Here is a 20,632-nt window from a genome sequence, read left to right on the forward strand (position 1 = left end):
TGCCGTGATAAAAGGATGATCGAGCAAGCATGCAGTGCAGCAAGTGCCGCCGCGACGCGGTCATTTTCCAGCGATACTCGGGGCTGCACCTCTGCGAGCACCACTTCAACCGGGATTTCGAGGCGAAGGCGAAGCGGGCGATCCGGGAGCACCGCTGGATCGAGTCGGGCGATACGGTGGCGGTGGCGCTCTCGGGGGGCAAGGATTCGAGCGCCGTCCTCTTCTTCCTCCACCGGCTCCTCGGCGAGCGCCGGGACGTCCGGCTGATGGCGATCACAGTGGACGAGGGGATCAGGGGCTACCGCGACCCGAACCGGGCACGGAAGATCGCTGAAACGATCGGCGTCCCCTGGGTGACGGCCTCGTTTGCCGATGAATACGGGATCACGCTCGACGAGATCGTGAGCCGGAAGGGAACGGGACTATCTTGCTCCTACTGCGGCGTGCTCCGCCGGGCGCTGATGAACCGGATTGCCCGCGAGCATGGCGTCACGAAGTTCGCCTACGGCTTCAACCTGGACGACGAGGCGCAGTCGGTCCTGATGAACGCTCTTCGGGGGGATGCCGACCGGCTCACCCGGCCCATGCGGGAGGTGGAGGGGATGGTTCCCCGGATCAAGCCGTTCATGTATATCCCGGAGCGCGAGGTGGCGCTGTACGCCTTCCTCCACGTCGAGGGCTTCGATCTTGCGGGCTGCCCCTACGCGGGCGACGCTCTCCGGGGCGACGTCCGCGGCATCCTCGACGACTACACCTACCGCCACCCGGCGACGAAGTACTCGCTCGTGAACCTCGGCGAGGCCCTCCGGGGGGCGGAGAGACCCGAGGGGGAGGGGCTTCGGATCTGCGAGCGGTGCGGCGAGCCGTGCGGGAAGATCTGCCGGACATGCCAGGTGCTTGATGAGGTTCGGAAGGGGGGTTGACAGAGACTGGACGCACTTATCTATGGCATGGAGCGGAACTGTCCAGACGATGAAACCGCCTGGTACGGTGGACCGTGGGGCTATCGCCATTGGGGGAGGGGCTGACGGGAAGGGGGGCGAGCCCCCCTCCCCTGTCTCTACCCCGTAAGGCTCTACCTTTGACCCCCACCGCCCGCGCTTCGCGCTCCTCCCGCCCCCATGGGGGCGGGCAGTGCGTGGCGATAGGCGATGTCCCATGGGGACATCGCTGGAGAAGACGGAAGGTGCGACATACCGAAGAAATGGAGCTTGAGCACCATTGGGTGCGGGGGCAGGAGCAGGAGAAAACCAAATGTCTTGAACCGACGACTGGTTGAAGATGTACAAGCCAGTGGAAATTCGTGTATAGATTGCATAACGTCGCAAAAAGAACTGGATTTTAGTGCCGGCTGAGACTCTGCCCTTACCCTCTACCGCATCGCGAGACACCCGCCGGTCACGTCGGCGAAGATCTCCATGAACTGCTCCGGGTGATTCAGGAACGCGACCGACCGGGGCCGCCCGATGAGGTCGTAGAGCCCTGTCTCTTTATCGATCCCGAGTTCCGGGACCTCCACCGGGTTGCAGTAGCGCACCGGCGGGGCGTCGGTGTAGCGGGGGTTTTTCACCAGCGCCCCGCCCTCCATCTCGTAGTAGGCGGCGCCCTGCAGTTCCACGTAGGGTCCGTAGTTGCTCGAAAACTCCGATGAGACGAGGTTTGCCATCACGAGATCTTCCTTTCCGGGGTTGATCGTCACGTGGCCGTACCCCGGCGGGATCAGGATCTTGTCGCCGGCGGTGCCCTCGATCATCACCACGTCGTCGGCATTGCGGGTCTGGAGGAAGTAGTGCCCTGTCCCCTCGAGCACCTCGTAGATCTCCGGGTAGAGTTCTCCTGCCGGGTTCTCGGTGTGGTAGTGGCCCTTCGTCTTGACGTACTCCCCGCAGAGCGTCCGGGCGGGAATGACGGTGATATCGTAGCGGATGCGGTGCTGCCGGAGCCACTCCCGGTCGCTCTCGCTCTTCGCGAGATCCCGGTACATAAAATAGAGGGGCTGATCGGAGGTGCAGCCGGGATCTGCGAGAACCTCGCGCATCTCCTCGATTGTCCTTACCTGCGGCTCCGGTTTAGGTCCGTCCCAGTACCCGTTCATCTCTGTTTCTTACGGTACACGAATATATAATACCCTGCTCCGATGATGACGGCCAGAACGGCGATGAGGAAGACCGGATTGGTAAAGAAAGCGCCCTGTCTCTTCTCGAGCGCGACCTTTACCTTCATGGTATCCGATATTTTGCTGTTGTCGAGGTCGTCGCGGTAGCGGATCTCGGAGTCAATCCCGTACTCCTTCTCGGTCCCGTCGCTGTCGACATTTACCTCGAACCGTGCCGTCGCGGTCTGGCCCGGGGCGAGGTCGCCGAGGAAGGCAGTGTCGTCGCTGCTGGTGAAGGGGTCGACGGCGCTGATCCGGGCCTGTGCGTTGTAGACTGTCGCCGCCCCGGAATTCTTGTACTCGACCTCAAGGATGCTCTTCTGACCCAGGTAGAGCGTTGATGCCGGCGAGACGACCTCGAAGGCGATCTTGCCGCCGACGGGAAGGCCGATCGTCGCCGGCCGCGAGGTCACTGTCTTGCCCTCGTAGTCCTCGTAGGTGACCGCGACGTCCAGCGGGTACGACTGCGGCTCGGCGGTATCGGCGACCGAGACCTTGAACTTCACGTCAACCGTCTCTCCCGGCTCGAACGTTCCGACATAAGCGTTCCCGTCGGTGGGGATGAGCGGGCTCGCGCCGCTTCTCGTGACCATCGCGATTGCCTTGTTTGCCGTGTCGTGGCCGACGTTCTTCAAGGTCATGTAGACGTAGCCTTCCGTGCCGACGTTCAACGATTCGGTGCGCATGTCAAGGATCTCGACCTGGAGATCGGGCGTGACCTGCACGGTTAGCGGCAGAGTCTCGGTCTTCGGCTGGTAGTTGTAGCGGAGGAGATCACCCCCGTACTCTTCCGCATCCGCGAGGTAGGTGTAGGTCACCTCGAGCGGCAGCACGTAGGTGCCCGGTTCCGCGGAATCTGCCACCTTCACATTGAATGTGGCGGTCGCGGCGGCCCCGCCCATAATGTCACTCAAGAACTGGGGATCCGTTTTGACAGTGAACGGTGTATCAGTGCCCTTGAGCCCCACAGTGACCAGTTTCGCGGTGTTTGGCTGGTCGTCGGGGGTGATGAGCGTCGAACCGACGATCTTGTGGGTATTCAGGCCGCTATTGGATATGATGATCGTGAGCGGGGTTTCGGCACCCGGTGCAAACTCATTGGTGCCGGAAATTGTTGCCGACAGATCAGGACTCCCATAGAGGTACTTGGCGCCTTGCGCCGACCCCGGGACAATCAGGAGTGCCAGCAGGAGCATCAGTACAGGTATGTATTGCCAACGCATCTCTTCACCTTGTTGTTATATTAGCAACAACATTTATTGCTAAACCGTATATATACATAATGGAATGAAGGCTCCCCGGGATGTTCCAACTCCCCTCCTCGAATCTCTCAAATCACTGGGACTTACCAAGTACGAAGCCCTTGTGTATATCGGGCTTCTCAGGACGGCGGGCGCGACCGCAACGGAAGTTCACGAGATCTCGGGCGTGCCGCGCGCATCCGTCTACCCGGTTCTCGACCGGCTCGTCCAGAAGGAACTGGTCAGCGTCTCGCACACGACACCCAAACGCTTCGCCGCGATTCCTCCCGACCAGGGCGTCGAGAACCTGATGCGCCGGATAGAGAGCGACGCCCAGAGTGCCCGGACGGCCCTCGACGCCCTCTACCGCGAGAAGGGGCCGGAAAGCCGGGGCGACCAGGAACTTATCTGGACCATTTACGGCGAAGAGAACATCAAGACCCGCCTTGCAGAAATGTTTAAGAGTGCGGAGCGGAGCGTGGAGTTGCTCGCGACGGGGGATCTCCTCCAGCGGAGCGTGCTCTCGCTGCTCGATCCCGTTCCCGGCTCCGTGCCGGTCGAGATCGTCACCGACCACTGGACAGGCGAGCAGCCTTCCCGGTTCCGGCTTCATCTCCTTCCCCTTGCCGCTCTCTGTGAAACCCCCTTCCTTGCGAAGAAACTGTTGCCGTACGAGAGATCGGGCGTCTTTTTGGTGGACGATACGCGGGCGCTGCTCTGGATGGAAGGAGCCGAAGGTCAGCCCTCCGCTCTCTATTCGGAGTCTGCGGGGCTCGTCCTGTTTGTGCGGCGGCATATCACCACCGTCATGGAATGGGCGAAGGCTGCGGTTCAATAATCGTCCAGGTAGTCCATCTCCCGGATATCGATCAGCCCTTTGAGCGCCCGGGTCACCACCGGTCTTCCGGCCTCCCTGACGGCCGCCATCGCGTTTGTGCCCCCGACTATCGCCACGCCCACATACTGGGGGCTCACCGGAACCCCGAGCAGGGGGACGTTCGGGGCGCCGATGTCAAGGATGCCGGAGAATCCCATGGCCGAAAGTTCGTCGAGCACCGTCCCCATGAGCGGTTCGGCCTCCATGTGGCACTCCCGAATGTTCGCAAGAATGTTGCCGCTCCCGTGGTGCATAACGTCGAGGATCGATGTGGTCTCCTGGGATATGAGGACCTCGAGGGGGTCGAGCGTGGTGTCGCGGTAAAGGATCATGCTCGTGAACCGCCGCGCAACCCTCCCGTCGACCTCGACGATCCCGCCTCCGATGGGGCTCGCCGGGATGCCGCGCCGAAGGAGGAGGGCGTCGAGCGTGATGCTGCACATCGTGCAGATGGCGTGCTGTCCCTCCTGCACGATGTAGCCGGCGACCTGCTCTCCTGGCCCGGCGACCAGGATCCGGTCGCTGATGGTGATACCTGTTTTATGAGCCTCTTTTATAATGGAGAGTGTGAACTCGAGGTCGCGGCTCTCGATGAGCGAGAGGTTGTAAATGATCTTTCCGGTGTCCTCTTCTGGACTGTAAGTCACCCTGAGCGCGTATTCCTCGATACGGTGATTGGTGAACTTCAGGGGGACATGCATTACCAGATCTCTTGTGCGGCAGGAGAAAAAGAATTGCTTTCCGAGTTCGAGGAATTCGGCCGGCAATGGATGGGTGGGGTGGTGCTGGCGCAAACCCGGTTTGCGCCGGTCAGTTGCAGTTAACCTATTTGAGATGATCCCGCCACCGGAACCGTATATGAGACAGTTCAACTGTATTTCCCGGTGTTCCCGATCATTGCCGCCGCGCTGCCCTGGTCCACCCGTGGCCTGCCCGATTGCGAAAGGGAAAGCTTGTTCTAGCTCCCTGTGGTATTGTACGATGAATGGAGAGTGGGACTCGGGAAAAAGCCCGGAACGTGCTGAAACGGATCCTGATCGCGGCCTCTTACGACGTCGAGGAGGTCGGCGACCCGCTGGATCTCTCCGCCGTCGGGAGCGAAGATGCCCTGGTGGCGCTCTGCTCGGACGACCCGGAGGCGATTGAGAGTTTCGATTCGATGACTTACCGCCTGCGCACCGGCGACGACGACTGGATCTGCAGGAAACTGCTCTTCACCCTCGATCCGGCGGTGCAGACGGAGGACTGCATCCACTGGGGGCCGGACGAGTTCGTCCTCTACGCGGGCCGTGCGGCGCTTGCGGAGGTGCTCGGTCAGAGCCTGGTCCTGGACTTCGGCCGCCCGGCCCCGGTGATCAGGCGCGAACCGGTAGAGACCATCCCTGCGGCAGCGGTGGAGGAGGAGCCACAAGAGGGGCCTGAGTTACCCCACCTCCCGGTGCAGGTCGCCGAGAAGCGTGCCTGCGGCATCGCCGGGCTGCACGGGTTGGCGAAGTGCCGGTTTATCCCGTACTGGAACTACCGCTACGTGAGCGCCGGCGAGCGCGAGATAAAGGATCGGCTGGTCTCCTTCGACGCCGAGGGGGCCGGAGCCATCAACGCCATCAACGGCCTGAAGATGGAGATTAACCTCGACGACATCGAGCACGGGTCGGTCCCGTTCGGTTCTGAGATCGTGCCCGCCCGGCTCGTGCGGGAGGACGTGGAGGAGCAGATCGTCCGGGACGTCATCGACCGGCTCACCCAGCGTGTGCGGTTCCGCTACGAGAAGGGCGACGCCATCTTCTATGAGGAGAAGACCCTCAAACCCGACCGGAACAACATCAAGGTCGATCTCGAGACCGTCTACGTCCCGGTCTGGCAGGTACGGGGCGGGAGCAAGATCGTCGAGGTCAACGGATTCACCGGCGAGGTTCTCTCGATGCCGATGGACGAGGGCGTCGAACTGCTGTAGGTAAGAATCATGATTGTCGTCATAGGCGGCGGGCCCGCGGGAAGGCTCGGGGCGATGCACCTTGCACAGGCCGGGGAGGAGGTCCGGCTCATCGAGCAGCGCAGCATCGGTGGACAGTGCCTCCACGAGCGGTGCATGACCATCTGCGCCTTAAACGACATTGCCCGGCTCATCGAGTACGCCCGGACCCAGAAGGATCTCGGTATCCTCGATTCGGTCCCGACCGTCTCCTACCCTGCGATCCAGAGACGGATCTGCGAAGTCCAGGAGAAACTCTCTTCGGTCCTGGACGCCGAGACCCGGCAGGTGGGGGTCGAGGTCATTTACGGAGCCGTTGGCCGGTTGGAGGGGGACCGGGTCTTCGTCGGCGACGAGGAGGTCCGGGCCGACGCGGTCCTCGCGGCCACCGGGTCGCGGCCGGCCATCCCCGACATCCCCGGCACCGAACTCCTGGGCGTCTACACCTACCAGACACTCCCCACGATGTCAGATCTCCCCCGCCACATGGTCGTCATCGGTGGTGGGGTGGTGGCAGCGGAGTTCGCCCACATATTCGCGGCGTTCGGGTCTGACGTCAAGATCGTTACCCGGCACGCGCTGCTTGGCGATCTCGATCCGAAAATGCGCTCCGCTGCGTTGCGGGATCTCACCGGGGTTGGCGTCCGTGAGCAGGCCGCCGTCGCAGGCATCGAGGGTGCAGGGAGGGTCCGCTCGGTCATGCTCGCCGACGGCGAGGAACTCGAGGCCGATGCCGTCCTGCTCGCCACCGGGCTCGTTCCCCGATCGGAATCACTTCAGGGGCTCAGGATGGGGCCGGACGGCGCCGTCGTCGTCGACTCGAGGATGCGCACGAGTGTTCCGGGGGTCTACGCCGCCGGCGACGTCATCGGCCCGCCCTACCTCACCCCCGCGGCCCGGAGGGAGGGTGTGGTGGCGGCCGAGAACATCCTCGGCCGCGATACAGTAATGAGTTACGAGGGCATTCCGCAGGCGATGAGCCTCCGCTACGATTACGCCTTTGCCGCGACCGGTGAAGGCGACGGAGGCATCACCCTCTCGGCCCCCGCTCCCGCGGGTCCCGGTTCATTCTGGGATGTTGCGGGCGGATGGGCGGGACTTGCCCAGGTTCGGGTCGATCCCGGAACCGGCCGGCTCATCGGGGCGGCCGCCGCCGTCCCCGGCGCGTCGATTCTCCTCTCCTACATAGGCTACCTGATGAAGCGGGGCATCACCGTTGACGATTTCGACGAGATTGTCGAGGTCCATCCCTCGACCGACGGTGTCTACGGGCTCGCCCGCTACGCTGCGGGGATGTTCAAAAAGAAGAACGAGTGAGTTCGTCCCGGCGGCCCTAAAGCTGCCGGAACATCTGCCCGAACTTCGGGATGAAATCCTTTTTGCGGGACATGACGCCGTCGAGCCGGACGGGTTGATCCCGCAGTTCCAGTTTGGTGATGCAGCCCTCGTCCCCGGCGGCGAAGAGGTCGCTTGCGTTACTAAAGACATTCGTGAAGAGGGCGAAGAAGCAGTCGACCCCCATCGTCGTCCGGAGATGGTCGAGTTCGGCCCGGATCTCGTCGGCATGGGTCTCTGCGAACGAAAACGACGACGTCATCACCTGCGAGACCATGATGCTCCGCCCAAAGAGATTGTAGCGCTTCATGTCCCGGGTGAGGAGTTCTTCCTTCGGGAGCGCATCGAGATCCATGCCCTTCCGGATCAGTTCCGGCCCGTACTCGGCCGGGTCGACCCCGGCGATACCCGCGAGGTAGTCGGCCGCCCGGATATCCGCCGGGGTGGTCGTCGAGAGTTTCATCACCATCGTATCCGAGAGGATCCCCGAGAGAAGGAGCCCGGCGGTCGACGGCGTGGGCTCCACGCAGGCCTCGACGAACTTGTTCGCCACAATCGTCGAGGTCGATCCTACGGGATCGTTGAGGAATCGCACCGGTTTTAAGGTCGAGATCGCGCCGAGACGGTGGTGGTCGATGATCTCGAGGATATCCGCCTGCTCGATCCCGTCCACGGCCTGGGAATACTCGTTGTGGTCGAGGAGGATCACCGACTTCTGAACCTCCTGCATCAGCGTCGTCCGGGATACGAGCCCGATATGCCTTCCCCCTTCCCCGACGACGCAGGCCGTCCTGAACTTGGAGTTCGAGACGACGCTCTTTGCATACTCGAGCGAATCCTCCATACGGACGGTGGGGACGTCGGTCTCCATGATCATGCTCGCGGGGAGGGAGAGGCTGATCATCTTGCCGACGCTGAACGCGTCGAGCGTCGTCGAGAGCACCGAGGCGCCCCTCGCCCGCGCGGCGTCGATCACCCGCTCGCCCACCGGCGCTCCTTCGGCGATGATGAGCGCGGCGACCCCCGCCGATATCAGGGCAAGCTGGGCGGGTTCGTTGTCCCCGACGATCGCGATATCGTCGGGCGTCATCCGCGAGAGGGTGACGTGCAGGGCGTCGATGACGGTGTAGACCCGGCCTTCCCCGAGCGTCTCGCGCGCCGGGACGACGATCCGGGCGTCGAGGATGCGGGCGAGGGTCTCGAGCGGCATCGGGATGAGGGAGAGTTGCTCCCGTGGATTCTTCCGGACGTATGCCCGGGCGAGGCCGTACTCGCTGACGAGGCCAACCAGGGTCTCGTCCCCGTCCGTGATCGGCATGTTCCGCATGTCGTAGGTATCCATCAGGGCGGCGACGTCGACCGTCGGGACGTCCTGGCGGACGCTCCGGGTGTCGAGCGGTATGTCCGATACGGTGGGTTCGACGCTTGCTACGTAGGCCGGTGCCTCAACGCCGAACGTCTCGAGTGCAAACTTCGCCTCCGGGCTTACCTCTCCGCACCGGGCGGGGATATATTTTCCAGGCTCGGCACGATTGCGGAGCTCGGCGTAGCCGATGACGCTGCAGATGCTGTCGGTGTCGGGCTGCTTGTGGCCGATGATAACGATCTTGTTCTGTCCCATGCTCTCCTCGGATCCCCGAAGGGGGAACGGTTGTCTCCAGAGGTATCGTCCTCTGCCGTCAAAGGTTTTATGCCGGTCCCCGGGCGGTGCGGGGTAACGTTGAAGTAGAGGCTCTCTCCATTCTCCTGCGTGGGATCCGATCGCCCCTGGTCTGTTTTGGCCCTGCTCATCCTGGCATGCCTCCTCGTCTCCCCGGCAACGGGAGCCCCGGGAGACGTGACGGTGACGTCCGTTGCGGTCGACCCGGCGGTCCTGATGCCGGGCGACGCGGGGACCGTCACGGTCACCGTGTGGAATACCGGCCCCTCGACCGTCCCGCTCGGCGGGGCCCGCCTCTACGGGGACGGTGTCGTCCCGACGGGTGAACCCTACCTTTCGGTCGGGGATCTCGGGGCGGGCCTCAACCGGACATTCACCTTCGCCGTCCGTGCGGACGCTCCCGACGGGACTTACTACCCCCGTTTCTCCCTTGACCTCCGGGAGAACGGGACCCTCGGCCACCCGGTCCCGGTCCTGGTCGACGGTACCCCGCTTGAGGCGTCGGTGGCCGATAGACCGGACGCCTTCGCTGCCGGGAGGGAGGCCGCCATCGCCGTCCAGGTCGGCAACCCACGGCCGAACGCCGCGTCCGGCGTCCAGGTGATCCCCGAGGGCGCGAACTTCTCCGTCACGCCGGGTAGCGCGTTCATCGGGACCCTGGAACCCGATGCGTCCGGAACGGTCGCCTTCAACCTGACCCCCGCCGCAGAGATGAACATCACGTTCCGGGTGGTCTGGCGCAACGGGATCAACACCCACACCGCTGACCTCGTGCTGCCGGTCGCGTTCGGCGAGGACAAGCGGCAGGCAGACCCCGTCATCACCAACGTCGAGGTCGCGGTTGAGGGAGAGATCTACCGGGCGACGGGCGATGTCATGAACGCGGGGCTTGAACCCGCGCGGTCGGTGCTGATCACCCCCGGGGCTCCGGCGACGCCCGTCGACCCGTTCCGGGTCTACGTCGTTGGAACGCTCGATCCCGACGACATCTCGACGTTCGAGGTGACGTTCCGAGCCGGTGCCGGCGTGGAGGAGATCCCGCTCGTCATCGAGTACCGGGACAACGACGGCAACCCCTACTCCGTCGAGCGGCCGATCTCGCTCGAAAACCGCACCGCGGAGGAGGGCCCCGATGCCGGGCTACCCGTTACAGCCATTGCCGCTGTGGCGCTGGTCGCCATCGCCGCCGGCCTCGCGGCCCTCTGGTATATCCGGAGGCGGCGATGAGCGGCGAGCCCATCCTCCGGTTCGAGGAGGTCAGCAAGATCTATCCCCTCCCGGCAGGCGACGTCGTGGCGCTCGACCGTGTCTCCCTCACCGTCGATCCGGGCGAGTTCATCGCCGTGATGGGGCCCTCGGGGTCGGGGAAGTCGACGCTCCTGAACATGATGGGCTGTCTCGACGTTCCTACAGCCGGGAAGATCTACCTCTCCGGGCAGGAGATCTCGCAACTGAACGACGACGACCTCACCCGGCTCCGGCGCGATCGCATCGGGTTCGTCTTCCAGCAGTTCAACCTCATCCCGCTGCTCTCGGCGGTCGAGAACGTCGAGTTTCCCCTCATCCTCACCACCGACCGGGAGGAGAGCCGGCGCCGGGCGGTCGAGGTCATGCGGGCGATGAACCTCAACGACGCTCTCTTTACCCACAGGCCGGGCGAGCTCTCGGGCGGCGAGCAGCAGCGTGTCGCGATCGCCCGGGCGCTCGTCAACGACCCCGACCTCCTCCTCTGTGACGAGCCGACCGGGAACCTGGACACGAAGACCGGGACGGCGATCATGGAGATTCTCGCGGAGGAGAACAGAGAGGGCAAGACGGTCATCATGGTGACCCATGACCCCAACGTCGCCGCATACGCCCGCCGCACGATCCGGATCGTCGACGGGAGGCTGGCATAGTGTTCTTCTCGTTCGCGGTCAGGAACCTGCGGAGGCACTGGGTACGCTCAGGCCTATCGATCATCGGGATCGTCATCGGCGTCGTCGCCATCGCTTCCATGGGCGTCATGGGCAACAGCATCAACCTCCTCGCCGCGAACATCATCACCGACGTCGGGGACACCGTCGTGATCACGCCGCACACCGCGTTCGGCGGGACCTTTGCCGGAGATCCGCGGACGGTCGTGGACGCCGCCATCCCCGCCCGCGAGGTCGAGGAGATCCGGCGGGCGGCAAACCCGCACCGGACGATCCCGGTGCTCCAGGGAGCGGACGAGGTTGAGTTCGGCCGCGGCGAGAGCGGGTATGCCCAGATCATCGGGCTCGCACCGGACGATATCCCTATCCTGCTCGAGATCGCGGAGGGGCAGCACCTCCGGCAGAACCAGGGGGCCGCGCTCGTCGGGATCCACCTGGCCCGGGAGTATGGCATAGCCCCGGGTTCGAGGATCGCGATCGGGGGCGAGGACATCCGGGTGGCGGGCGTGCTTGCGGAACGGGGGATGGGGTTCGATATCAACCCGGATTATGCGATCGTCGTTCCCGAAGGCTGGTACGAGAGCCACTTCGGGGCGAAGGACGCCTACCCGCTGGTCATCGTCCGGGTAGGCGACGTCGACGAGATCGACGCCGTAAAGGACGCCGTCGAGAGCCGGATCAACCGGCGCGAGGAGGTGGTCGACGTATCTGACTCGCGGGAGATGCTCGGGCAGTACGAGGAGATCTACGACCAGATTACGGTATTCCTCCTTGGCATCGGCGGGATTGCCCTCGTCATCGCCGCCGTCAACATCTTAAACGTCATGTACATCTCGGTGACCGAGCGCATCCGGGAGATCGGTGTCATGAGGAGCATCGGGGCGTTGCGACGGGAGATCCTCCGGATGTTCCTGTACGAAGCGGTGATCCTCGGACTCATCGGAAGCGTCTTCGGCGGCGTTCTGAGCACCATCTTCGGTTACCTGATCAGCGTCGTCGCGATCGAGGTCGCCACGACCGGGACGACCTTCGGCGAGAACTTCACGGTCTTCGACCAGAGCGCGGTCGGGTTCATCGTCTTCGGGATGGCGTTCGGTATCGGAACAAGTATCGCCGCCGGGTTCTACCCGGCGTGGAGAGCTTCGCAGCTCGCTCCGGTCGATGCGATGAGGCAGAAATAGGGGTGGCAGGGCATGTTCTTCATCGAGCTCGCGATGCGTAACCTCAGGCGGCACAAAGTCCGTTCGGTCCTCGCAACGGTCGGCATCATCATCGGTGTCGTCGCCATCGCCTCCCTCGGCATCATGGGCAGCAGTCTCTCGACGCTTATCGGGGGTATGGTCTCGGACGTGAGCGACACCGTTCTCGTCACCCCCCACCTCGCAGCATCGAGCGGCGACCCGTTCGACCCCCGGAACACCCTTACGGCGAGCATCTCCACGAGGAACGTGGGGCTGATAGAGAAGGCCGCCGGACAGCACCGCGTCGTCCCCATGATCGTCGCATCAGATCGGTTGCGGGTGCGGGATACGAGCGGCTACGTGACGATACACGCCATGCCCGCAGCCGATATCCCCTTCCTGCTCGAGCGGGAGGCGGGCCTCTACCCCCAGGGAAGGTCTTCGGGGGTGATGGTGGGCTCGCTCCTTGCCGATGAATTCGACCTTCACCCGGGGAGCCGCATCGAGGTCGGGGGCGAGAGCATCCGCGTTGTGGGGATCGCGGCGGAGCGGGGGATGGGCATCGACATCAACCCCGATTACGCCGTCATCGTCACGGAGGACTGGTACACGGAGCGGCACGGGGACCAGGACTACAGCCGGGTCGTCGTGAAGGTCAGCGATCTCTCCGCAATCGAGGACGTTAAGGCCGCCATCGACCAGCAGATCAACCGCAGGAGAGAGGTCGTGGACATCCTGGACTCACGCGAGATCCTGGAGATCTACTACGAGACCATCGACGCCATGAACATCTTCCTCCTCGGTATCGGCGGGGTATCGCTCCTTGTCGCGAGCGTGAGCATCTTAAACGTCATGATCATATCGGTCACGGAGAGGACGGCGGAGATCGGGCTGATGCGGAGCATCGGGGCGCGGAAACGTGAGGTTTTGCGGATGTTCCTCTACGAGAGCCTGATCCTCGGGATCCTGGGGAGCATCATCGGCGGCACCATCAGTTCGGTGGTCGCCTACTACGCCTCAGCCTCCGTAGGGGACCTCTTCGCCGACTTCGCTGTCTCGGGAGAGGCCGCCATCCCCATCTCCGTGGTAATCGGCTATGTCGCCTTTGCGATGGCCTTCGGCATCGGAACAAGTGTCGTCGCCGGGTTCTACCCCTCGTGGAAAGCGGCGCAGTTAAACCCCATCGAGGCGCTCCGCTACGAGTGACGGGCTCGTCCGGGGGTGGGTGGCCGCCCCCCGGTGCAGGATATTTATACCTGAGGTGATATGGGGAAGTCGGTGAAGACGATGTTGTTTGTCCTGTGGTATCAGTTCGAACCGGAGCACGCGCACCAGGTTCTGGAACTCTGGAAGCACTTTAAGTTCCCCTCGGATGTGAATGTCCTCCAGCGCTACCTCCTCATCGGGAGGCACATGTCGGTTGCCATCTTCGAGGCGCCGGACGAGCGCTCCATCTTAAAGATCACCGCGCCGTTCAGTTCGTACGGCGTTGCCCACGTCGTGCCGGCAATGACGCTCGACGAAGCGATCAAGGCGGTCTGATCCCGGGCTCTGCCCGACACCGGAACCCCACTCTTTTCCCACCCTGTTCGAGTTCGCCCCCTTCCTAACCCTGCCGCGAGGCCGGGCGTGGTGAACCCCCTCGCGGCGGTGAGACCATGCGTAATTTCATAGTGCAGGAGACCGGAAACTCTATGAGCACTTATAGGATGATAGACTTCCCTGTCAGGAAGTGCTCCGACCCCCATCCGGTCCCCAATACGATAGCAATACCCAGCTGTGTGAAACGAATGTTGCAGATGATTACGTGGCTCGACAAAAACTTCAGCTCGCTCCAGCCGACGCGGGCGATCATCATGAGAGCGCTGCGCCACCTGCGCCCTGCGGATCGAAAAAAGCTCTTCTCCGAGGATATCCCCGAGATGCGGACCGCCGAAGGGCGGTGGTTCGAGGCGATCGTTTATGAGATGATCCTCGACCTCTCGCTCAAGACCGACCTCATCCTCTCCGTCGTGGCCCGGGGAGCCGACGGGCCAGGAAAGGTCCGGCGTGCGCAACTCGGCCAGAACGGGCTCTTCTACTCGAACATCGGGGATATCAAGGTCCGGGGAAACGGCCAGGACCTCGCCGAAGTCGACATGATGCTCGTCGACCACACCGGGGCACTGACGTTTGGTGAGATCATCACCTCTCCTGCCGACTTAAAAGAGTTCGAGGCGGAGATTCACTACAAGAAACAGCTCTTCGGCTACCTCTACGGGCAGCCGACCGTGCCGTTCCTCCTCATCTCCTCGGTCGACATATCCCGGACGGCCGTCGTTCGCCGTCTCCTCAAGGAGCCTGATAATGCCCTCCTCACCACCCCCACCTGTGAGGACTTAAAGGCCCTGATCCGCCCCCGGGACCTGAAGCGGAGCCCGGTCCGGAAGATCCGGCACGAAAAATTGGTCTCGATAACCGATATCCCCCCGCGCCGGCCGTTCGACTACAAGAAATTGCACGACGAACGGATGCAGAGCATCATCGCTGCCGTCACCTCAAAGAAAGGCATCGGCGAACTCGGCACCCCCGACGAGATCCCGCCGATTGTAAAGAAGGTCCTCTTCGGGGGGCTCTACCCATCCGCTCTCCGGATGCTTGATGCCCGGTATCCCATCCGTATCAAGGGAAAGACCTACGACCCGGATTCGATCCAGAAGCAGTTCTCAAAGGTCATCCTGGCGGTAAACATCCCGGAATACCGGCCGATCATCTATCTGCGGACGCGTAACAAGAAGGAATACCTCAAGATGGTGCCGAGCAAGGCAGGCGGGTTCAAGTTCGAGAGCCGGCGGACTCCCCACATGGCCGGGTTCTTCCTCTGGCTTGAATCCGTCCAGCCGTCGATCGGGGCCGAACTGACGCGGGAACTCCTCGACGCATTTCCTGCAGTCCACGTTCCCGAAACCGGCATGGCTGAGAGACCGTAAAGTACCTATGCGTCCCCCTCCCATGGGGCTCATATGATAACCGGGGTGCGGTGATCCGGGATGGACCTGATGGCGGAGGCCGCCGGGTTTGTCGAGTTCACCCTGATCGCGGTCACACCGATCATCGCGGTGGTAAGCCCTGCCTCTACGACTGCAGTCTACACGGCGCTCGCCGAGGAGATGACCTGGAGCGAGCACCGGGAGATCATCATCAGCGGGATCGCGGAGGCGATGCCCCGGCTGCTCGCGAACGTTGAGATCGGGTGGGGGACATGACCGATCCCCAGATCGCCTTCATTCAGGCGCTCCAGACTCAGGCGCCGTGGCTCGAGATCCCGATGCAGTTCTTCTCGTTCCTCGGACAACCGGAGTTCTACCTGCTCGTCATCCCGATCTTTTACTGGTGCTGGGACCCGCGCCTCGGCCTCCGTCTCGGTCTCCTCATGGGGATATCGGGCGGGCTCAACGAGGCGCTCAAAGTCGCGTTCCACCTCCCCCGTCCCTACTGGGTGAGCCCGGAAGTCAGGGCGTTCGGGAGTTACCCGTCGTTCGGGCTGCCGTCCGCGCATGCGCAAGGGGCGGTGGCGCTCTGGGGTTTGCTCGCCTTTGACGCCCGGCGCGCGTGGTTCTGGGTCTTCGCGGCCGTGATGGCATTCCTTATCGGTGGATCACGGGTCGTTCTCGGGGTCCACTTCCCGGCCGACGTCATCGCGGGCTGGGTGGTCGGTGCCGCCGTCCTCCTCGGATTCCTTGCTCTCGAGGAACCTGTGGGCCGCCGGGTCGCCGCCCTCCCGCTCTCCCGGCAGGTGCTCGTTGCGTTCGCAGGCTCCCTCGCCCTGGCTCTGGCCTCCTTTGCCGCTCTCGCGGCTCTCGGGAACTGGGAGGTCCCCGCGTTCTGGACGGCCGGGGCGCTTGAGCGGTCGGGGGAGCCCATCCGCCCGCTCTTCCTCCGGGACGCCGTCACGGCATCGGGGCTTTTATTTGGGTTTGCGGCCGGTGCGGCGGCAGAGCGCCACCGTGGAAGCATGTGCGCCGTCGAGAGGGGGTCCGTCCGCCTGCTCCGCTACATCTTCGGGATCGCGGTCACCGGGGCGATCTGGTACGGGCTCGGGCTCTTCGTCCCCCAGGACCCCGCTGCGGCTGCTTACATCCTCCAGTACCTCCGGGCCGCCGTCGCCGGTGCCTGGGTCTCGTTCGGCGCTCCGGCGGTCTTCGCCTGCGCAAATACGCTCCGGGGCGGAGCGTAGGGGTATACACTCCCTGCGCGCAAAATCCTGTGTGGACCCGGCTGACGGCGGTCTCACGGTGCTCGAAGGGATCATCCTCTGCATCGTGGCGGTCATGGTTGCCGTGTTTGCGGTCCACGCCCTGAATGCTCCCCCCGGCCACCCGGCGGGCTTCGTTTATTCCGCCTTCGAGGAGACCGGGGGATGCCTGATGGTCTCCGGCGAGGTCTACGGCTACGCGCTCGCGGGCGGAACCGTCGACGGCGTCGACCTCATCTCAGTCGGTCCGACCCGTTACGGATGGGATCGGTCTCCTGCAGCGTTCGCCTCTTCGTCGGCGATATGGGGGGCGTCGATATGGAGCCGGGCTGTGGTCGAGATTGCCACCCGGGACGGGGCCGAACGCCTCGCGAGGACTGCGGAGACGCCGGTATGGCCCGGGAACTGGATGATCGTCGGAACGGAGCACATGATTCCGTTCCGGCAGGTGGACGGCGACACCCTCCTCGAACCCGGGGAGCGGTTCGACCTGCTCCTCTACCCCGCACGTTCACTTGCGCCCGGCGAGAAGTTCCTGATCCGCATCGTCCCGCCCGGGGCCGTCCCTTTCACGGTGGAGCGGCATGTGCCGCCGCGGATCACGCCGGTGATGAACCTCGGGTGAAGTAGCATCCACTCAGCATGCTTTTATAGCCGAAAGCCGACTCACTCTCTATGCTTGCAGAGGGGATCGCTCTCGGCTGGATTCTGATCGTGCTCGGGGCGGTGCTGCTCCTGGTGGAGGTCTACCAGCCCGGGTTCTTCATCGCCGTCCCTGCGACTGTCCTGATCATCCTCGGGGTCCTCCTCCTCCTCGGCATCGATATCCTCAGTTCCCCCACCGGCCTCATCGTCGGGGTTCTCGCGGCAATTGGTGCAGCTTCGGTTACCGTCTGGCTCTATGGCCGCCTCACACCCGGCCGGGAGCCGCCGACGACTCTCTCCCGGGACTCGCTCGTCGGCCTCGAGGGGATGGTGGTCGCCCCGATCGATCCGGAGACACTTGCAGGGAAGGTGCAGCTCGGGGGCATGGAATGGAGCGCCCGTTCCGAGTCCGGGAGTATCCCAGCCGGGAGAAGGGTTATCGTCGTGCGCTCCGAAGGGGTACACGTCGTCGTGAAGGAGGTTATGTAAAATGCTTTTAACCGGACAAATCCCATGGACCGGGCTCATCACGGTCTTTCTTATCATCGTCATCATCATCATCTTTGCCCGTGGTGTGGTGATCGTACAGCCCTACGAACAGGGCCTCCAGATCCGCCTGGGACGCTACGTCGGGAGGATGAATCCCGGCTTTCGGTGGGTTGTCCCGCTGATCACGGTGGTCAAGAAACTCGACCTCCGCACAGAGGTGATGGACGTCCCGCGGCAGGAGGTGATCACGAAGGATAACTCCCCGACGAACGTCGATGCGATCGTCTACGTCCGGGTTATCGATCCCGAGAAGGCCTACTTTGAGGTGATGAACTACCGGTCGGCGACGGTGGCGCTGGCGCAGACGAGCCTGCGCGGGATCATCGGCGACATGGAACTCGACGAGGTCCTCTACAACCGGGATGTCATCAACGCCCGTCTCCGTGACATCCTGGACCGGGAGACCGACGCCTGGGGCGTCAAAGTCGAGCGGGTGGAGATCAAGGAGGTCGACCCGGTGGGTGCGGTCAAGCAGGCGATGACCGAGCAGACCGCGGCCGAGCGTGAGCGGCGTGCGGCGATCCTCCGTGCGGACGGCGAAAAGCGGGCGGCGATCCTTCGGGCGGAGGGGAGCCGGCAGAGCATCATCCTCGAGGCCGAGGGTGAACGGCAGAGCAAGATTCTCCGGGCCGAGGGCGAACGGCTATCAAGGATCCTGCAGGCTCAGGGCGAGGCGCAGGGGCTGCGCATCCTCTCGGTCGGCGCCCGGCCGCTTGATAAGCGGGCGATCACGGTCCTCTCGCTCGACGCCCTGAAGCAGATGGCCGAGGGCCAGGCGACGAAGATCATATTCCCGTTCGAGCTCTCGAGCGTCGTCAAGCAGGCCGCGGAGTACCTCGGCGCCACCGCCGAGGCCCCGGAGGTTCCGGAAGGGACGGAACTGCCGCCGGAGGATATCCTTGGGGAGGTCCCGGGCCGGGATGTGGTCCGGACCGCAGAGGAGGCGGTAAAGAGCATCGAGACCGACATCGACGTGGAGATGCAGAAGAAGTCGCGGGACCTGATCGGGATGGGGGAGGACGAGGGGCTGTAAGGCCTCGAACTTCCTGCACTCCTGCCTGCAAAAGCCTTCAGGCCGTCTCGATCGGCCGATCGTTCACCCGGCTGCTATCGGCCGGCTCTCACATTTTTATCTTGCGGGGGTGAAGGGGGCGGAGCGGGAAGACCCCACCCTTCAGGGTGGGGATGAAAGCGGAGCCGCCCTTCCTGAAATACGTTTCGAGACGATAGTTTTTTTCTCCTCATTTCTGCTAATAGACAATATCTGTGTTGCGAGAACCAAGCAACCGGAATGTACAATTTGCTGTAGGGCAGGGACTGCACAAACAGAATAATCAACGCCTGTGGAGATCGCGTAAGCCCTTTTCGAGGCAAGTTCGATGAAGCAGGAAGCCGCGCCCTTCAGGGCGGGGTAGTTCACTCAGCCTGAATTGTCCTGGCCGCGGTCCATGCCCGGTCGCGATAGTGCCGCTGTCCTGACGGGAAAATAGAGGGTAGTTACCCCATCGTCAGCACGAACCGCATCGCCGCGACGATCATCGGCATCGTGATGAGAAGGATCAGCATCACCGTCACAAAGCCGCTGATCGAAGCGACGACCCGTTGCGCATATTGAGACCAGCCCCGGCGCTCGAAGAACCGCTCCACCCCTTCCTTCATCATGTAACCGCCGTCGAGCGGAACGACCGGGATGGCATTGAACATCCCGACCAGTAGATTGAACCACCCGGTCCAGAAGAGAAGGTGGACCGTGCCCCAGAAGAGGGGGAACGGCTCCTCCCAGGCCATCTGCTCGGGGGTGTTGGTGAGCAGGATCGCAAGCTGCTGGGTGTTGCCCTGGATGAAGGCGTCGATCGGGGCTATCGTCAGGTAGAGCGGCGCGAGAAGGCCGAGGTCCGCGATGTTTCCGATATGCTCCTTCACCGCGGGTGCGCTGTAGTAATAGACCCCCATGAATCCGGAGTCCCGGTCATCGGCGAGGGCTTCCGGCCACTCCGAGAGGGTGAGCGTGTAGGTGCTCTCGACCCCGTCTTTTTCGGCCGTCACCGTGACCGTATCTCCCGGCTGCGTCCCCTCCATCATTGCCGACACCTCTTCCTGGCTGGTCACGGGAACACCGTTGATGCCCGTGATGACTGAATAGCCGGGGAGCCCCACGTCGGCAGCCGGGTAGTCCTGGTAGACCCCCTGGACGAGCGGGACGGCAAGAGGCGTCGCCATTCCCACGAGGAGGAACATCACCGCAAAGCAGGCGAGGCCCATGACGATGTTGTTCGTGATTCCAGCGCCGAACATCCGAATCTTTGGCATCCCCCTGGCCGCCTCGACGTCTTCCTCGTCGGGTTCGACGAACGCCCCTATCGGGACGACGGCGATGAGAAGGCCCATGCTCCGCACCCGCATATCCTCGACCCGGGCGAGGATCGCGTGGCCGAACTCGTGGATGACGATCGTGAAGAGGAGGCCAAGGATGACGGCCGCGGTGATCGGTATCGCCTGGTTGACCCCGGGTATCGCGAGGATGTTTCTCGGATCATAGATTCCGGTCGGCTCCGGGGTATGCACCAGATACTGGGGGACGGCAAGGATCAGGGCGAGCGTCATGAAGGCCGAGACCACCACGACCATGACGACCCCGAGCGTCGCGTAGGCCCGGAGCGGGGTCTTAAACTTCCGGAACCAGTCGAAGAAACCGACCCGGTCAGTCTTGATGGCGAGGATGGGGCCGAAGAACATGACGTGATCGCGAAACAGCCCCCGGTCGCGGATATAGTAGGCAATCAGGAGGTATGCCGCGACGAGAAGGAGGAGTATCTGGAGCCAGTTCATCACTCACGGTTGGCGCGCGGGAGGTTAAAATCTTCCGC

Annotated in this window: 20 protein-coding genes; 15 read left to right on the forward strand and 5 right to left on the reverse strand. The window is 63.4% G+C overall.

The features are described 5' to 3' along the window. Positions 1-29: 29 nt before the first annotated feature. Positions 30-923, forward strand: a complete 894-nt coding sequence (locus HL657_RS03430) for a TIGR00269 family protein (RefSeq protein WP_317295423.1) — start codon at positions 30-32, stop codon at positions 921-923. Between the two features lie 449 nt (positions 924-1,372). Here the strand turns inward: HL657_RS03430 and HL657_RS03435 are convergent, their stop codons facing one another. Further along, positions 1,373-2,095, reverse strand: a complete 723-nt coding sequence (locus tag HL657_RS03435) for a glucose-6-phosphate isomerase family protein (protein ID WP_317295424.1) — start codon at positions 2,093-2,095, stop codon at positions 1,373-1,375. Next, positions 2,092-3,378 (reverse strand): COG1361 S-layer family protein, encoded by a 1,287-nt coding sequence (locus tag HL657_RS03440; protein ID WP_317295425.1) that lies wholly within the window; start codon positions 3,376-3,378, stop codon positions 2,092-2,094. The genes HL657_RS03435 and HL657_RS03440 overlap by 4 nt, the downstream gene beginning before the upstream one ends. A 64-nt stretch (positions 3,379-3,442) precedes the next feature. Here HL657_RS03440 and HL657_RS03445 point away from each other — a divergent pair, with 64 nt between their 5' ends. After that, positions 3,443-4,234 (forward strand): TrmB family transcriptional regulator, encoded by a 792-nt coding sequence (locus HL657_RS03445; RefSeq protein ID WP_317295426.1) that lies wholly within the window; start codon positions 3,443-3,445, stop codon positions 4,232-4,234. Here HL657_RS03445 and HL657_RS03450 read toward each other — a convergent pair. After that, positions 4,228-4,974, reverse strand: a complete 747-nt coding sequence (locus HL657_RS03450) for a DUF128 domain-containing protein (protein WP_317295427.1) — start codon at positions 4,972-4,974, stop codon at positions 4,228-4,230. The two genes, HL657_RS03445 and HL657_RS03450, sit on opposite strands and share 7 nt — an antisense overlap. Positions 4,975-5,258: 284 nt before the next feature. Here HL657_RS03450 and HL657_RS03455 point away from each other — a divergent pair, with 284 nt between their 5' ends. Both HL657_RS03455 and HL657_RS03460 read left to right on the forward strand, forming a co-directional pair. Further along, positions 5,259-6,227, forward strand: coding sequence for a hypothetical protein (locus HL657_RS03455; protein WP_317295428.1), 969 nt, complete (start codon positions 5,259-5,261; stop codon positions 6,225-6,227). Positions 6,228-6,236: 9 nt separating this feature from the next. After that, positions 6,237-7,562, forward strand: coding sequence for an NAD(P)/FAD-dependent oxidoreductase (locus HL657_RS03460; RefSeq protein WP_317295429.1), 1,326 nt, complete (start codon positions 6,237-6,239; stop codon positions 7,560-7,562). A gap of 16 nt (positions 7,563-7,578) precedes the next feature. Here the strand turns inward: HL657_RS03460 and HL657_RS03465 are convergent, their stop codons facing one another. Beyond that, positions 7,579-9,201 (reverse strand): putative manganese-dependent inorganic diphosphatase, encoded by a 1,623-nt coding sequence (locus HL657_RS03465; protein WP_317295430.1) that lies wholly within the window; start codon positions 9,199-9,201, stop codon positions 7,579-7,581. Positions 9,202-9,330: 129 nt separating this feature from the next. On the opposite strand from HL657_RS03465, the gene HL657_RS03470 reads away from it, so the two are divergent. The 11 genes from HL657_RS03470 to HL657_RS03520 all read left to right on the forward strand — a co-directional run bounded on the left by HL657_RS03470 (position 9,331) and on the right by HL657_RS03520 (position 18,798). Beyond that, positions 9,331-10,467, forward strand: a complete 1,137-nt coding sequence (locus HL657_RS03470; RefSeq protein ID WP_317295431.1) for a COG1361 S-layer family protein — start codon at positions 9,331-9,333, stop codon at positions 10,465-10,467. Beyond that, complete coding sequence (locus tag HL657_RS03475) at positions 10,464-11,138, forward strand: ABC transporter ATP-binding protein (protein ID WP_317295432.1); 675 nt, start codon at positions 10,464-10,466, stop codon at positions 11,136-11,138. The genes HL657_RS03470 and HL657_RS03475 overlap by 4 nt, the downstream gene beginning before the upstream one ends. Continuing rightward, the gene (locus HL657_RS03480) at positions 11,138-12,337 is read left to right on the forward strand and encodes an ABC transporter permease (protein ID WP_317295433.1); all 1,200 of its coding nucleotides are present in this window, start codon (positions 11,138-11,140) and stop codon (positions 12,335-12,337) included. The genes HL657_RS03475 and HL657_RS03480 overlap by 1 nt, the downstream gene beginning before the upstream one ends. 12 nt (positions 12,338-12,349) lie before the next feature. After that, positions 12,350-13,543, forward strand: coding sequence for an ABC transporter permease (locus HL657_RS03485; protein ID WP_317295434.1), 1,194 nt, complete (start codon positions 12,350-12,352; stop codon positions 13,541-13,543). A gap of 81 nt (positions 13,544-13,624) precedes the next feature. Beyond that, positions 13,625-13,879: a DUF3303 domain-containing protein gene (locus tag HL657_RS03490; RefSeq protein ID WP_317295615.1), complete on the forward strand. Its 255-nt coding sequence runs from the start codon at positions 13,625-13,627 to the stop codon at positions 13,877-13,879. Between the two features lie 248 nt (positions 13,880-14,127). Next, complete coding sequence (locus HL657_RS03495) at positions 14,128-15,306, forward strand: hypothetical protein (RefSeq protein WP_317295435.1); 1,179 nt, start codon at positions 14,128-14,130, stop codon at positions 15,304-15,306. Positions 15,307-15,366: 60 nt separating this feature from the next. Further along, positions 15,367-15,582: a hypothetical protein gene (locus HL657_RS03500; protein ID WP_317295436.1), complete on the forward strand. Its 216-nt coding sequence runs from the start codon at positions 15,367-15,369 to the stop codon at positions 15,580-15,582. Next, positions 15,579-16,553: a phosphatase PAP2 family protein gene (locus HL657_RS03505; RefSeq protein WP_317295437.1), complete on the forward strand. Its 975-nt coding sequence runs from the start codon at positions 15,579-15,581 to the stop codon at positions 16,551-16,553. Before HL657_RS03500 ends, HL657_RS03505 begins: the two co-directional genes overlap by 4 nt. 31 nt (positions 16,554-16,584) lie before the next feature. Further along, positions 16,585-17,196, forward strand: a complete 612-nt coding sequence (locus HL657_RS03510; protein ID WP_317295438.1) for a hypothetical protein — start codon at positions 16,585-16,587, stop codon at positions 17,194-17,196. Between the two features lie 50 nt (positions 17,197-17,246). Then, on the forward strand, positions 17,247-17,705 hold the full coding sequence (locus HL657_RS03515; protein WP_317295439.1) for an NfeD family protein: 459 nt from the start codon (positions 17,247-17,249) through the stop codon (positions 17,703-17,705). Position 17,706: 1 nt separating this feature from the next. Continuing rightward, on the forward strand, positions 17,707-18,798 hold the full coding sequence (locus HL657_RS03520) for an SPFH domain-containing protein (protein ID WP_317295440.1): 1,092 nt from the start codon (positions 17,707-17,709) through the stop codon (positions 18,796-18,798). A 464-nt stretch (positions 18,799-19,262) separates the two neighbouring features. Here HL657_RS03520 and HL657_RS03525 read toward each other — a convergent pair whose 3' ends face one another. Further along, positions 19,263-20,594, reverse strand: coding sequence for a site-2 protease family protein (locus tag HL657_RS03525; protein WP_317295441.1), 1,332 nt, complete (start codon positions 20,592-20,594; stop codon positions 19,263-19,265). Positions 20,595-20,632: the final 38 nt, after the last annotated feature.

The sequence above is a fragment of the Methanoculleus nereidis genome, from assembly GCF_032944295.1.
In the GTDB taxonomy this organism is placed as follows: domain Archaea; phylum Halobacteriota; class Methanomicrobia; order Methanomicrobiales; family Methanoculleaceae; genus Methanoculleus; species Methanoculleus nereidis.

What these genes read in the sequence shown, in the direction of transcription:
- HL657_RS03525 (WP_317295441.1), bottom strand. Translation starts at nt 20,594, where the DNA reads ATGAACTGGCTCCAGATACTCCTCCTTCTCGTCGCGGCATACCTCCTG.
- HL657_RS03440 (WP_317295425.1), bottom strand. Translation starts at nt 3,378, where the DNA reads ATGCGTTGGCAATACATACCTGTACTGATGCTCCTGCTGGCACTCCTG.
- HL657_RS03430 (WP_317295423.1), top strand. Translation starts at nt 30, where the DNA reads ATGCAGTGCAGCAAGTGCCGCCGCGACGCGGTCATTTTCCAGCGATAC.
- HL657_RS03435 (WP_317295424.1), bottom strand. Translation starts at nt 2,095, where the DNA reads ATGAACGGGTACTGGGACGGACCTAAACCGGAGCCGCAGGTAAGGACA.
- HL657_RS03505 (WP_317295437.1), top strand. Translation starts at nt 15,579, where the DNA reads ATGACCGATCCCCAGATCGCCTTCATTCAGGCGCTCCAGACTCAGGCG.
- HL657_RS03465 (WP_317295430.1), bottom strand. Translation starts at nt 9,201, where the DNA reads ATGGGACAGAACAAGATCGTTATCATCGGCCACAAGCAGCCCGACACC.
- HL657_RS03460 (WP_317295429.1), top strand. Translation starts at nt 6,237, where the DNA reads ATGATTGTCGTCATAGGCGGCGGGCCCGCGGGAAGGCTCGGGGCGATG.
- HL657_RS03445 (WP_317295426.1), top strand. Translation starts at nt 3,443, where the DNA reads ATGAAGGCTCCCCGGGATGTTCCAACTCCCCTCCTCGAATCTCTCAAA.
- HL657_RS03485 (WP_317295434.1), top strand. Translation starts at nt 12,350, where the DNA reads ATGTTCTTCATCGAGCTCGCGATGCGTAACCTCAGGCGGCACAAAGTC.
- HL657_RS03475 (WP_317295432.1), top strand. Translation starts at nt 10,464, where the DNA reads ATGAGCGGCGAGCCCATCCTCCGGTTCGAGGAGGTCAGCAAGATCTAT.
- HL657_RS03500 (WP_317295436.1), top strand. Translation starts at nt 15,367, where the DNA reads ATGGACCTGATGGCGGAGGCCGCCGGGTTTGTCGAGTTCACCCTGATC.
- HL657_RS03515 (WP_317295439.1), top strand. Translation starts at nt 17,247, where the DNA reads ATGCTTGCAGAGGGGATCGCTCTCGGCTGGATTCTGATCGTGCTCGGG.
- HL657_RS03520 (WP_317295440.1), top strand. Translation starts at nt 17,707, where the DNA reads ATGCTTTTAACCGGACAAATCCCATGGACCGGGCTCATCACGGTCTTT.
- HL657_RS03490 (WP_317295615.1), top strand. Translation starts at nt 13,625, where the DNA reads ATGTTGTTTGTCCTGTGGTATCAGTTCGAACCGGAGCACGCGCACCAG.
- HL657_RS03495 (WP_317295435.1), top strand. Translation starts at nt 14,128, where the DNA reads ATGTTGCAGATGATTACGTGGCTCGACAAAAACTTCAGCTCGCTCCAG.
- HL657_RS03450 (WP_317295427.1), bottom strand. Translation starts at nt 4,974, where the DNA reads ATGCATGTCCCCCTGAAGTTCACCAATCACCGTATCGAGGAATACGCG.
- HL657_RS03455 (WP_317295428.1), top strand. Translation starts at nt 5,259, where the DNA reads ATGGAGAGTGGGACTCGGGAAAAAGCCCGGAACGTGCTGAAACGGATC.